Raw genomic sequence first — 12386 nt, forward strand, 5'->3', positions numbered from 1 at the left:
GCGGGTGATGTAGTCCTCGACGTGCTGGTCGATGGTGGCTAGGGCGTGGCGGAGGGTGGGTGGGGCTTGAGGCTGGTCGGCGGCGGTGAGTGGTCGTAGGAGTCGGTTGTGGAGTTTGGTGTAGAAGATCGCTAGGCGTTGCCCGTCGGGGGTCAGGGTGTAGGTGTGGGTGTGTTCGATCCGGTGGATTAGGCCGTTGGCGCGTAGCCGGCGCAGGTCGTAGGTCATCTGGCTGGTGCTGTAGCTGGTGCCGAGCAGCCGGGCGGTCAAGGCGCGAAGGCTGTTGTTGGTGATGCCGGTGACGGCGAACAGGTTCAGGCATAGGGCGCCGGTCAGGGCCATGACCCGAGGGTCGCCGAAGCGAAGCGCTGGGGCCCTCCTGCCGTCCTCGGTGAGGGTGGGCTGGGCGACCCGCTCGATGGCTGGGCTCGCCAGGACACAGCCCTGACCGACCCGGATAGTGTCCAACAGTCGGCGGTTGACGTCACGGGCCTTGACGACGAGTTCGTCGAGGTGTTCCAGGCGGCGCAGCACGCGCAGGTCGTAGGTGTCGTTGATGACGGTTTCGATACGCAGCGCGCGGCGGTCTTTGAGGTAGTACTTGATCCGCGAGTGGCGGTAGAAGGCATTGACGACGACGCCGTCGTTGTCCCGGTCGATCGCGGTGCGGAACACGCCGTGGGTGGTGGAGCGGACCTGCCGGTTGAAGATGATCTCCATGTTGTCGGGGCGGCCGATGTCCAGGTTGTCCGCGGCGAGGGCTTCGAAGAAGGCCCGAGCGTGGTGGGGTGCGCTGAACACGATGGTCTTGGCGACCTCGACCTGGCGCATGGAGATGTCCCACCAGTAGCCGGCCTGCCGGTCGGTGCCGGTGAACGGCAACGGCAGCCGGGCCCACCAGCGTTCGGCGAACACCGTAATGGTGCCGGGGCCGAGCCGGTCACAGATGTCCTGCAGCGCGGCGGGCTCGTCACAGGAGGCGAACCCGTTGGACAGTTCGGTGAAGCCGACACCCGCTGCGGTGGCTTGGCGTTTGGCCCACTCGTGCCCGTTGATCCAAATCTTGCCCGGGTAGGGAAAGTAGGCGCAGATCTTGATGAACGCCGGGCCGACCTGCTCGTCCCATAGGTAGAAGTAGTAGCAGGTGACCCGGCGTTCGACCCGTTGGTAGGAGAACCACACCGCGCCGGTCCCGGTTTCGGACTTGGTGCCGGTGAAGACTCGTTGGTATTCCTGCGCGACGCCGATCGCGGCGACCTGAGACCGGCCGGTGGCGGCGGCCTTGCGGATCAGCGGCATCATCTGATCGATCTTGCGTTCCGGCCACGGGCTGTCGGCCAGCACACCCGGTCTGCTGTTGTCCTTCTTCCCAGCAAAGCTGATGACCGGGATGTCGTTGGCCCGCGCGAACGACATCACGGCCCGGCGGAACGTCTGTCCCCGGCGTTCCAGCAACGCCGGTGATGGCACCGGCTTGCCCTCATGCTGGGTCAGGAAGCTGACCACCTGGCCGCCCACCATCAGGTTCGGCACGGACAAGGTGAGATAGACCCGGTCCAGGCAGTCGATCTCCAGCAGCTTGCGCCCGTCGAGTACGTCGTTGACCGTCACCGCGTTCGTTCTGGACACACGCGCTGCCATGACCGTGCACCTCCCGCAACCACATCCGTGGATGCGAGGATGCGACCACCGCGAGCGGCCCCACCAGGCCAATCACCCGTCTGGGCGGTCCGAGGCGAAGCCTCCCTCGTGCGGTGGCCACCAACGTTCACCAGGTGACCGGCGGCCTTCGGCCGCTGGTCACCCGGGCCCGGCGAAGCCGGCAAAGGTAAGTGGCCACCGCACTGATGTGGCGTTGCGGGCGGTATTACCATCCGACCACGCGATCTTGGGTATCGATCTGGCCCAGTCGCGGCAGGCAGCCGCCCTGACCGATCACGACTCGCGGTCCTGGCGCGGTGGCGGCTACGGTGCTCGCCGTGGCAGCTCGATGACCTGCTGGAACGAGCGCTGCGGGCGGCAGGCTCGGCGGGCTTCACGGGGATCACGGTGGCCTGCGAGCCGACCGGTCACCGCTGGATGATCGTCCAGCAGCTGGCAGCCGGCCGGCGGATCCCGCTGGTCTGCGTGCGGCCGCTGGTGGTGTCCCGGGCCCGCGAGGCGGAGGACTACACCCGCGGCAAGAACGACGACAAGGACGCGGTCCTCATCGCCCGGCAGGCCGCCCAGTTGCACTGCTGCCTACCGGAGCGAGCTGGTGCGGAATGGGCGCGGCTGGGTCACCTCAGCGTCCGCCGCGCCCAACTAATCACCGACTCCAGCGTCTGCATGCAGCAGTTGCGAGACCTCCTCGAGGTCGCCTGGCCTGTGGTCCTGGACGCAGCCGGTGAGCCGCTGAAGTCCGCGACGCGGCAAGGTGGATAAGGCTTCTGGCCGGCTACCAGGGTTAGGTGTCGTCGCGGATTTCCTTGCTCACGCAGTTGATGAGCGTGGTGTCGCCCGATCCTTCGCCGAGGCACACCCTCATGATGTAGTTCTTGCTCTTGGCTAGGTCGTAGGACCAGGTCCTGATTTTGCCGTTCCCGCCGACGTAGTTCCAGGACAGGAGCGTCCCGCCGGCGCTACGGATCTCGCCGCGGACGCCGTACCCGTCGGCAGAGATGTCCTTGACCAGGAATTGGTCGCTGCTCACAGCGTCCGTGTACGCCATAAGGCCGTCAGAGTACCTGGTGTAGATGGTCTCGCTGGCGGCCTGGGCCGCCCCCGCGAGACCGAAGACGGCCAGGGCGGTGGCCCCGGCGACCGCGGCTCCAAGGATGGTTTTCTTGCTCATGGGTCTCGTCCTTTCGAGCATTGTGAGGCTTCACGCCCGATGGTACGGATGAGATCCACGATCTTCCTTGCGACAACATTGACAGTTAATTGAATCGCCTGGTCAGGCGGCGCTCACATCGCGCGCCAATGGCTGGGCCGTATCGGCAAGACGGACAATGGCATCGTCATGGTCACCACCGTCTGGGCCGACGAACGGATCTACTATCCGCTGCACGCCCGCCCTTACACGCCGGCCGCTCACTTCGGCAAAGGGCGCAACGATCCCGCGTTCCGCAGCCAAGCTGCAGGTCGCCGCCGAACTGGTGACCCAGGCGCAACAGACCGGTGTGGTGTTCCACGCCGTGGTGGCCGACTGCTTCTACGGCGACTACGACGATCTGCGCGGCCAACTTCGTCAGGCCGGCTTTGGTTTCGTGATGGCGCTCAAACCCCACCGCGGCACCTGGCAGTACGGCACCCAGGCGCACACTCCGAAAGACGCGGCCAAAGCGGTGCCCTACAACGGCCCGGACGATCCCGGCCGGTGGCACCCGGTGCAGCGACGGTTCCGTGACGGACACACCGAAACCTGGTGGGCCACCGACGCCCAACTGGGCTGGTGGAGCCCCGACGGCCACACCCGACTCGTGATCGCCACCAAACGCCCCGCGACCCTGCCGAACAAGGCCACCCGGTACCTGGCCAGCAACCTGCCCCGCCCCGGCGGCCCGCACGACACTTCCGACCGCCTCCACGAAAGCGCCGACCTGACCGAAGTCGTCCGGCTATACGGCGTCCGGCACTGGATCGAACAAAGCTACAAACAGGTCAAAGACGAACTGGGCTGGGCCGCCTTCACTGGGAACCGGTCGATCTTCGCCAACGCGTACCCGGTGCTGCGGTTGACGTCGAGGATCTGGGCCGCGGTCGCCACGTCCGTGGTCAGGCCAAGGCTTCGGGCCTCATCAAGAGTCCACCCGGTACGCGGGGCAGGCGGTGAGACCGGGGCGGGCATTGTGGCTGTCATGGCATTGGCTTCTTCCCTCCACAGTGGTTGGTGGTCCGGGTCGGGCACCGCTACGTCGTGCCCACCGCCGCGATGATCCGACTGCTCGAAGCCGAATAGCTCCGGCAGAACCAACCCGGCCCGGCGCTGGACGGGTCGCATCCGTTGCTGCCGCCCGGCGTTCGTTCCAGCGACTAATCCCACCGCGTCGGTCCACGTCCACGGTCCGGCCGCGCGAAGGGAGTAACTGATGTTCAGCGGGACGATCATCAAGAGGTGTTCCTGCCGGGAGGAGACCGGTACCCGACTGGGTAGCTGGTGTCCCCAGCAACGCCGGCCCGACGGCGGCCGCGCCGCCGGCCATGGTCGGTGGAGCTACCAACTCGAACTCCCGGTACCTCCCGGCACGCCTCACCAACAGCTGCGCCGTCTAGGTTTCCCCGGCCGACAGACAGCCGCCGCCCACCTTCACCGAGCCGAGACCCTGCTGGTGTTGTATCCCTGCAGGCATGCCGTGTCACCGGATTGGATCTGCGCGCGTAGCTCACCGTCGGCGAACTGGCCGACGATGTCGCCCCGGCCGTCTCCGGTGAAGTCGCCCAACCGGGCCACCGAGGCCTGCGGGTTGTCCGGTCGTGCCGGCTCCCACAGTTCGTCGACGATGATGCCGGCGTCGTGTACTTCGTGGCCGTACGCGCTTGGGTCGGCGGAGTTCTGCACGGCCTGGCAGATCGCACCGATGTCGCCGCTCATCCACCGGTTGTCGGGAAATCTGCGCAGCATCGCGTTCAGGAACGCGTTGGTCGCGTAGACCGGGTCGGTGAGTTCGTCGGGTGATCCCCAGCCGGTGGACGGCCGTTGCTGAAACAGACCAAGACTGTCGTGGTCGACCGCCTCGGTGTAGTTGTGCAGCGTGCTTTCGGTGATGGCCGTCGTTACGGCGATGACTGTGGCCCGTTTGGCCAGCCCGCGGCCGCGGGCGGTCGCGGTGATGACGCGGGCGCACGAGATGTTGTAGGCGTTGACGGCGTGGCCGAGTCGCTCACCGTTCATGTCCGGCCGGACCTTGTCGGCGATGGCGTCGTCGGCGCTGGTCGGACCTCTCGGCACGCACGGCGCGGTCGCGATCATCGCGGACATTTCGGCGGGCACGGGAGACCCGGTGAGCGTGTCGGCGGGATCGATCGGCGTGGCGGCGCGTGCTGGTGCGGCAACGGCGAGGCTGGCGGCCGCTGCCAGTATCAGGAAGACCGGTCCGCGCAGGGGTTTGATTCTCATGTGGATACTCCTGGGGGTCAGAGGATGCGCCGGATGTTGCTGGTGGTCCAACCGGTGCCGATCCGCACCCCACTGCCCGGCGCCAGCAACTCGTCCTGGGCCAGGTCCCCGGTGGACCGCCACGCACACAACTCACCATCAGCGAACTGGCCGGCGATGTCGCTGCGGGCATCGCCGGTGAACTCGCCCAGCCGGGCCACCGAGGCCTGCGGATCCGGCGCGGGCTCGTCGACGACGTTGTCGTAGCGGATCGGCGTGTAGAGCCCGGCGTACGCCTCGGACCAGACGCGCTGGATCGTGTCTTGGCTGCCGGTCTGCTCCATCACGACGGGCTCGGTGCGCGCGGAGTTGTCCCACTGGACGAAGAGCGCCACGTGATTCTCGCTGGTGTCGCCGGTGTGTCGCAGGAGCGCGTCGCCGGGCTTCAGACTCGATCGGGAGATCTGGAATGCCCGGTCCATCAGGTTGCCGGTCCAGAACGCGCTTCCCGAGCCGCCCAGGCCCCACGCCATGGCGACGAATCCGGAGCAGTCCGTGCGGTAGTCGCCGTACGAGTTGCGGTAGCACCGCTGCTGCCTGCACGGGATGCCGACGCTGACCCAACTCGGAGCGCGGGTGAGCACCTGCGCGCGGGTCAGCTCCTTGTCGGAGCCGTTGTTCGCGCAGGGAACGGTTGTGGTGTCCACAGCGAGGGCCCGCGGCGTCTGGCGCGGCGCCAGACCGGGGTACGCGGCCAGCGGCGGGTCCGCCGGTGTCACCGTCCCCGCCGTCGCCGCGGCAGCAGCCGCCGGTGGGGCCACGAGCGGGCCGACGAGCAGGGCCAACGGCACGGCTAGCACTGCGGCCAGTCTTCGCAGCATTCTGATTCCTCCGTGCGTTTGGGTGGGCCCGGCCGATTCCTCAGCGAGCCTGAGGTCGCCGGTGTTCGGGACGCGCAGACCCTGTCAGGGCGCGCTTGAAGCCGTATTGCAGCGAGGTGGAAGCCGCTGCTGCGGGCTGGTGGCGGCCGGGGACGGCAGGCGCTATAGCGTGGTGGGCCATGCCGGAGCGGCCGACCGCGGAGGGTGGGTGGCGAGACTGATGCGGTTTCGGGTGTTGGGGCCTATGGAGGCGGACAACGAACGGGGCGTGGTGTCACTCGGCCCGGCACGGCAACGCACAGTGCTGGCCGTGTTGCTGACCGCGCCGGCCGCGGTGGTCTCGGTCGACGAACTCGTCGACCGGGTCTGGGGGCCTGCGCTACCACAGCGGGCTCACCCGATCCTGCACACCTACCTCTCGCGGCTTCGTGGCGTATTCGCCGCCGCTGGCGGGCCGGCGCTGACCCGACGCTCGCGCGGTTATCAACTGGAGGTGGATCCGTCCGCGGTCGATGCGCACCAGTTCCGCGCCCTGGTGGTGGAAGCGAGGCAGGCAGTCGACGACGAACATGCTGAGACCTTGTGGCACGAGGCGCTCGGGCTGTGGCGGGGCGCCCCTTTCGCGGACCTCGACAACGACTGGTTGCGGGCAGTCGCGCAGCAGTGGGAGGCGCAGCGGTTCGCGGCCGCGCTCGACCGTAATGACGTGTCGCTGCGCCGAGGCGGACACGCGTCGCTGCTGCATGAACTGGTGGCCGCGACAAGCACGTATCCGATGGACGAACGGTTGGCCGGGCAGTTGATGCTCGCGTTGTACCGGTGCGGGCGGCAGACCGACGCCCTGGCGCACTACCGGCTGCTGCACCGACGGCTGGTCGAGGAGTTCGGCAGCGACCCGAGCCCGCGGCTACGCGAACTGCACGAACGCGTGCTGCGACAGGATCCCCAGCTTGCCGCCCCGCAGCCGGTCACAGTGACCAGCTCGCCATCAGCCGGCGCCGCCGGGCCGGCCGGTGCCACACCCGCGCAACTGCCGGCGGACATACCTGTCTTCGCCGGGCGCACCACCGCGCTGCGTCAGCTCGACACACTCCTCGACACCTCCGGCGATCCACCATCCACTGTGGTGATAACCGCGATCGGCGGCAGCGCGGGGATCGGAAAGACCACCCTGGCGCTGCACTGGGCACACCGGCAGCGCCACCGGTTCCCGGACGGACAGCTGTACGTGAACCTGCGCGGGTTCAACCCGGCCGGCCAAGCGATGAGCCCACCGCAGGCACTACGAACGTTGCTGGAGCTGCTTCAGGTGCCACCGCAGCGCATCCCCACCAGTGTCGAGGCCCAGAGCGGGCTGTACCGCGGCCGACTGGCCGGGCGCCGCATGTTGGTACTGCTGGACAACGCCCGCGACGCCGACCAGGTGCGCCCCCTGCTGCCCGGCACCCCCACCACCATGGTGCTGGTGACCAGCCGCAACCAGCTGGCCGGTCTGGTCGCCACCGAAGGAGCCCAGCCGATCCGACTCGACGTCCTCGACGACGCCGACGCCCGAGCACTGCTGACCGGACGGCTGGGCGCCGGGCGGGTCGCGGCCGAACCGGTCGCGGTTACACAGATCATCAGTGCCTGCGCCGGGCTGCCACTCGCGCTGGCGATCGTGGCAGCCCGCGCCGCCACCCTGCCCGAGTTCCGGCTGGCGGTGTTCGCCGACGAGCTCACCGACTCGCACGGCCGGTTGGACGCCTTGACCGGCCCAGACGCGGCTACGGATGTGCGGGCGGTGTTCTCCTGGTCCTACCAGGCGTTGAGCCCCGCGGCAGCACGGCTCTTTCGCCTGCTCGGGCTGCACGCAGGGCCCGACATCAGCCGTCCCGCCGCGGCCAGTCTCGCCGGCCTGCCGATGCCCCAGACCCGCCGGCTGCTGGCCGAACTGGCCGGCGCACACCTACTCACCGAGCACCGGCCCGGCCGGTATGCCTTCCACGACCTGCTCCGTGCCTACGCCGCCGAACTGTCCCAGACCCTGGACGCCGAACCTGAGCGGCGCGCGGCGCGGCACCGCATACTCGACCACTACGTGCACACCGCTGTCCCGACCGCCTGCGTGCTTAGCTCATACCTCAAACCGATCCACCTCGACCCGCCACAACCCGGCGTCGCACCCGAGACACTGAATGCCTTCGACGACGCGCAACGCTGGTTCCTAGACGAGCAGCCAGCGCTGCTCGCGGCGGTCGCAGCCGCCGCCGCCAACGGTGACGACATCCACGCCTGGCAACTGGTCTGGGCGCTGCGAGACTTCCTGCACCGCCGCGGCGACTGGCACGCACACCTCGAAACCCTGCACGCGGCACTGGCCGCAGCCCAACGCCTTGCCGATCCGGATCGCCAGGCCAGCGCCCATCGAAACCTCGGCGTCGCCTACCGCAGTCTCGGCCGCGCCGCGGACTCCGTCGCCCATTTCCAGCAGGCCCTCGACCTCTACACCACCCTGGGCGACAAGCGCGGTCAGGCGGTGGTCCATGCCGGGCTCAGCATCACCTGCGAAAACGAAGGCCGCTACCGGGAAGGCCTGGACCACACCGAACGCGCCATCGAGCTCTACACCGATCTGGGCGACCCGGTAGGACGCGCCGTGTGCCTCAGCAACAAGGGCCATTTCCAGGGCCTACTCGGCGACCCCGAACAGACCCTCGTCTCATGCCGGCAGGCACTCGGCCCGCTCGAAGAGCACGACCACCGCGACGGCCAGGCTCACGCCTGGGACACCATCGGCGACGCGCACCGCCAACTCGGTCAACACCAGCAAGCCATCTCCAGCTACCAACGCGCCGTCGACCTGTTCCGCGCCATCAACAGCCGCCACCCCCACGCCGATACCCTCAACAGACTCGCCGAAACCTACCTCACGACCGGCGACACCGACGCCGCCCGCAACGCCTGGCGGGAGGCACTCACACTCCTGGACGAGATCGGCCACCCTGACGCCGACGACATCCGCAAACGGCTCGAATCGTGAGCAGAAGCCAACCCGTCGACGATGCCCGGCCACCGACGGCGGCCGGGTTCAGCCAGCTACGGCGCAGGACGAAGTTGCCGGCGTGCCGAGTTGTACCGGCCCTCGTTCACCGTGGGGCCTGCACAGATGCCGAGTAGCTGGAACTCATCACCCCTGCCCAACGCCTTGATCGGCTTCACGCCCGGAGACCGCAGCCCTGGTCTGGCGCGGATGACGGCGATGGTTGCCAGGATGGTGAAGGCCTTCACCGGGCCGGTCTCCGTGATGACCCACCGCCGGAGGACGGCGAGCAAGCCGGTAAACGTCAGTAGTCCCAGAAGTCGGCGAGCCGGCGCAGCCGCTACGCCAGCCGCCTTCGCCGGCGTAGAGTTCGCTGCCCGCATCGTGAACGGTCAGGTTGACCATACTCGTCGCCCAGATCAGTACGGCTGATCTTGATGCGCCAGACTGCCGCCAGTATTTGTCCTGTTGTCTATCCTGCTCGATCCGCCGTTTCGGTCGCCGATCGATTTGTCCCACGATGATCATCTCGGCCGGTTTCGGTCGGGAGCGGTGTATCGAGACGGCGAGGACCGCGACCAGCGATCGAGCGTCACCGACCTCCGATCACGACCGACGACCTCTGGCGACGCCACTCGCGGCCCAAACGCCGGTTACAACGCTTCTCGCGTCCATTGCTCACTGTGGTAGCCGCCTCTAACGTCATGCCATGGCCCTGTCGGCTCATGGTGGAAAGCCGCTGAGCACTGACCTTTTGGAGGCGGTGTCTGACCTCCGACGGCGGATCGATGCGTTTGAGCGCTTCGGCGATCCCGGTCCCTTGCACGCCGACATCGCCACTGCGAAGGCGGCCGAGATCGTGGCCGTTGCCCGTGGGGACGCGGTCGCCGTGCGGGACCTGGACACCGAGCTGTGCCGCCGACTGGGCGCGGCCGAACTCCCCAGCCTTCCGGGAACCGCATGGGTGTTCTCGCAGCTCGGCGAGCTGGCCAAGGCACGCTACTGACAGACCCGGGACCTCGGCGATATCGATCACGCCGTCGCCCTGGGCCGGCAGGCGGTCGGGATCAGTGGCAGGGACGACTCGTTCCGCGCCGGCGCCGAATGCAACCTCGGCACCGCGTACCTGCTACGCGTCACGGAGCGGATCAACATCGCGGCGGACCCGGACGCCCAGGATCTGATCGACGCGCTCGAACACTGCCGGGAAGCGCTGAGCATCGGGCGCCCCGGCGGACCCGGGTCCCTGATCCACGCATCGGCCTACGCGAGCGCGGTCGGCCTGTACGCCGACTTCGCCGACGACCCCGGGCTGCTGGCCGAGGCGGAGGAAACGCTGCAGGCGGCCCTCGCTTACAAGGCGAAGGGGTCCGACGCGGCGGCGGCGTGGTACCACCGCGGCGAGATCGCGTCCCGGCGGTACCGGCTCGGAGCGGGTGTGATCCACCGCCGCGACGCGCTGGACTGGTACGCCCGGGCCCAAGCCGTGGCACCGGCCGACGACCCGGTACGCGCGGCCGCAGCGGCGGCGCGAGCCGCGCTGCTCAAGGCCGGCACCTGATGTTTGAACTTACTTCTCAAAGCCACCCGCGACCGCGGGCTCGTCATCATCTCCGCCAGCGCCAGCGCCAGCGCGCTGCAGTAGTTCCAAACGCGCTATCTGCGGCACGAGAGTGACTCTCTGGACAGCCTGCGATCATGCGAGCGTGCCGTATTTGTCGCCATCGAACGCCTGGGCTGGCCTCCACGTCGGTGGTGGCATGCCTTAACGGTGCTCTTCGGCGAAGTGCAGACGCGGCTGCGCTACGACATCGAACCGGAGACCGCTACCGCCACGTGCCACCTGCAGGTACGCGACAACCACAACGCCCTGTGCGGGTATCCATGGGAGCACCTGACCCTGGTGCCCGTACAGCCTCCATGGGATGAACTCCCGCAATGGATGCGTTGCGACGAGTGCGAGGACACGTCGCACAGGGCAGCGATGAGCCGCCCCGTCCGCGGCAGATCAGCCCGCCTTCGGCAACATCGCCATCGGCTCCGGCGCTCTACGCACCTACGCCCTCAGCCTGCACGCCGCCGTCGCCGAACTAGGCGTCTACGTCGCCCACGTCCCGCTGAGCGTCTGGATCGGCAGCGGCGGCCCCGAAACCCAACCCGACACCATCGCCGAGCACCACTGGAACATCCACATCACACGCCAGGGAGCCGAGCACCCATACGTTGCCCTATGACGGCGGCCACCGGCTTGAAAGGCAAACAGGATTCAGGTGCAGGCCGACCTCCCCGGCGGGATACATCCCGGAACTGTTCCCCTCGTCGGCATCCCCCCGATAGCGGCTGACCTGTTTATCGGGTAGGTCAGCCGCGCCACGGGTCACAGGTTGGTCATGCGTTCCAGGTGTTCGGGGTATCGCGCACCCTGAATGTCGATCTTCGCGGCGGTGTCGCCGATCTCGCGGAGGTCGTCGGCGGTCAGTTCGACGTCGGCGGCGCCGATGTTCTCTTCGAGGCGGTGGAGTTTGCGGGTGCCGGGGATCGGCACGATCCACGGTTGTTGTGCGAGCAGCCAGGCCAGGGCGATCTGTGCCGGGGTCGCGTTCTTGCGAGCGGCGACCGTGGTGAGCAGGTCGATCAGGGCCTGGTTGACTCGCCGCGCATCGGCGTCGAAGCGCGGGATGCTGGTGCGGATGTCGTTGTCGGCGAACGTGGTGTCGGCGTTGATCGTGCCGGTCAGGAACCCTTTGCCGAGTGGGCTGAACGGTACGAAGCCGATGCCGAGTTCTTCGAGGGTGGGCAGGATGTCGGCTTCGGGGCGGCGCCACCATAGCGAGTACTCGCTCTGTACCGCCGTGACGGGCTGGACGGCGTGGGCGCGTCGGATGGTGTCGGCGGCGGCCTCCGACAGGCCGAAGTATTTGACCTTGCCTGCCTCGATGAGTTCCTTGACCGCGCCGGCGACGTCCTCGATGGGTACGTCGGGGTTGACGCGGTGCTGGTAGAACAGGTCGATGGCGTCGACGCGCAGGCGTTTGAGGCTGGCGTCGGCGACCTGTTTGATGCGCTCGGGGCGGCTGGACAGGCCGGTCTGGCGGCCGTCGGCGTTGAAGGCGAACCCGAACTTTGTAGCGATGACGACCTGGCCGCGGAACGGTTGCAGGGCTTCGCCGACGAGTTCCTCGTTGACGAACGGTCCGTAGACCTCGGCGGTGTCGAAGAAGGTGACGCCGCGTTCGACGGCGGCCCGGATCAGGGCGATGTTGTCGGGCCGGTCGGGTGCGGGGCCGTAGCTCTGGCTCATGCCCATGGCGCCGAAGCCGATGGCGGAGACCTGTAGTCCCTGTGTTCCGAGCGTGCGGGTGTGCATGCGTAACTCTCTTCTTGCCGGTGTCGTGAGTCGGTTCGT

11 protein-coding genes are annotated in these 12386 nt (G+C 68.0%); 5 read left to right on the top strand and 6 right to left on the bottom strand.

Features of this window, described 5'->3' with window-relative positions; all coding sequences use genetic code 11:
• Positions 1-1641: helix-turn-helix domain-containing protein (locus RB614_RS42015; RefSeq protein ID WP_308712579.1), on the bottom strand; the 1641-nt coding region annotated here is incomplete at its 3' end.
• Between the two features lie 369 nt (positions 1642-2010).
• On the opposite strand from RB614_RS42015, the gene RB614_RS42020 reads away from it, so the two are divergent.
• Entirely contained in the window at positions 2011-2424 is a 414-nt protein-coding gene (locus tag RB614_RS42020) for an IS110 family transposase (RefSeq protein WP_308718337.1), read from the top strand.
• A 22-nt stretch (positions 2425-2446) separates the two neighbouring features.
• Here the strand turns inward: RB614_RS42020 and RB614_RS42025 are convergent, their stop codons facing one another.
• The gene (locus RB614_RS42025) at positions 2447-2833 is read right to left on the bottom strand and encodes a hypothetical protein (protein ID WP_308718314.1); all 387 of its coding nucleotides are present in this window, start codon (positions 2831-2833) and stop codon (positions 2447-2449) included.
• An 88-nt stretch (positions 2834-2921) separates the two neighbouring features.
• Between RB614_RS42025 and RB614_RS42030 the strand changes: the two genes are divergently transcribed.
• Positions 2922-3917 (top strand): transposase, encoded by a 996-nt coding sequence (locus tag RB614_RS42030; RefSeq protein WP_308718338.1) that lies wholly within the window; start codon positions 2922-2924, stop codon positions 3915-3917.
• Between the two features lie 371 nt (positions 3918-4288).
• On the opposite strand, the gene RB614_RS42035 is transcribed toward RB614_RS42030, so the two are convergent.
• Both RB614_RS42035 and RB614_RS42040 read right to left on the bottom strand, forming a co-directional pair.
• On the bottom strand, positions 4289-5098 hold the full coding sequence (locus RB614_RS42035; RefSeq protein ID WP_308718315.1) for a hypothetical protein: 810 nt from the start codon (positions 5096-5098) through the stop codon (positions 4289-4291).
• Positions 5099-5115: 17 nt separating this feature from the next.
• Complete coding sequence (locus RB614_RS42040) at positions 5116-5958, bottom strand: NlpC/P60 family protein (protein ID WP_308718316.1); 843 nt, start codon at positions 5956-5958, stop codon at positions 5116-5118.
• Between the two features lie 244 nt (positions 5959-6202).
• On the opposite strand from RB614_RS42040, the gene RB614_RS42045 reads away from it, so the two are divergent.
• Entirely contained in the window at positions 6203-8980 is a 2778-nt protein-coding gene (locus tag RB614_RS42045) for an AfsR/SARP family transcriptional regulator (RefSeq protein ID WP_308718317.1), read from the top strand.
• 56 nt (positions 8981-9036) lie between these two features.
• Here the strand turns inward: RB614_RS42045 and RB614_RS42050 are convergent, their stop codons facing one another.
• Positions 9037-9273 carry a hypothetical protein gene (locus RB614_RS42050; RefSeq protein ID WP_308718318.1) on the bottom strand — a complete coding sequence of 79 codons (237 nt, stop codon included), beginning with the start codon at positions 9271-9273 and terminating at the stop codon, positions 9037-9039.
• A gap of 416 nt (positions 9274-9689) precedes the next feature.
• Here RB614_RS42050 and RB614_RS42055 point away from each other — a divergent pair, with 416 nt between their 5' ends.
• Both RB614_RS42055 and RB614_RS42060 read left to right on the top strand, forming a co-directional pair.
• Complete coding sequence (locus tag RB614_RS42055) at positions 9690-9986, top strand: hypothetical protein (RefSeq protein ID WP_308718319.1); 297 nt, start codon at positions 9690-9692, stop codon at positions 9984-9986.
• Positions 9987-10418: 432 nt separating this feature from the next.
• Positions 10419-10541 (top strand): hypothetical protein, encoded by a 123-nt coding sequence (locus RB614_RS42060; protein WP_308718320.1) that lies wholly within the window; start codon positions 10419-10421, stop codon positions 10539-10541.
• Positions 10542-11357: 816 nt separating this feature from the next.
• Here the strand turns inward: RB614_RS42060 and RB614_RS42065 are convergent.
• Positions 11358-12347, bottom strand: a complete 990-nt coding sequence (locus tag RB614_RS42065; RefSeq protein ID WP_308718321.1) for an aldo/keto reductase — start codon at positions 12345-12347, stop codon at positions 11358-11360.
• Positions 12348-12386 lie beyond the last annotated feature (39 nt).

It is taken from the genome of Phytohabitans maris, from assembly GCF_031085175.1.
Classification (GTDB): Bacteria; Actinomycetota; Actinomycetes; order Mycobacteriales; family Micromonosporaceae; genus Phytohabitans; species Phytohabitans maris.

What these genes read in the sequence shown, in the direction of transcription:
- RB614_RS42040 (WP_308718316.1), bottom strand. Translation starts at nt 5,958, where the DNA reads ATGCTGCGAAGACTGGCCGCAGTGCTAGCCGTGCCGTTGGCCCTGCTC.
- RB614_RS42035 (WP_308718315.1), bottom strand. Translation starts at nt 5,098, where the DNA reads ATGAGAATCAAACCCCTGCGCGGACCGGTCTTCCTGATACTGGCAGCG.
- RB614_RS42045 (WP_308718317.1), top strand. Translation starts at nt 6,203, where the DNA reads ATGGAGGCGGACAACGAACGGGGCGTGGTGTCACTCGGCCCGGCACGG.
- RB614_RS42025 (WP_308718314.1), bottom strand. Translation starts at nt 2,833, where the DNA reads ATGAGCAAGAAAACCATCCTTGGAGCCGCGGTCGCCGGGGCCACCGCC.
- RB614_RS42055 (WP_308718319.1), top strand. Translation starts at nt 9,690, where the DNA reads ATGGCCCTGTCGGCTCATGGTGGAAAGCCGCTGAGCACTGACCTTTTG.
- RB614_RS42065 (WP_308718321.1), bottom strand. Translation starts at nt 12,347, where the DNA reads ATGCACACCCGCACGCTCGGAACACAGGGACTACAGGTCTCCGCCATC.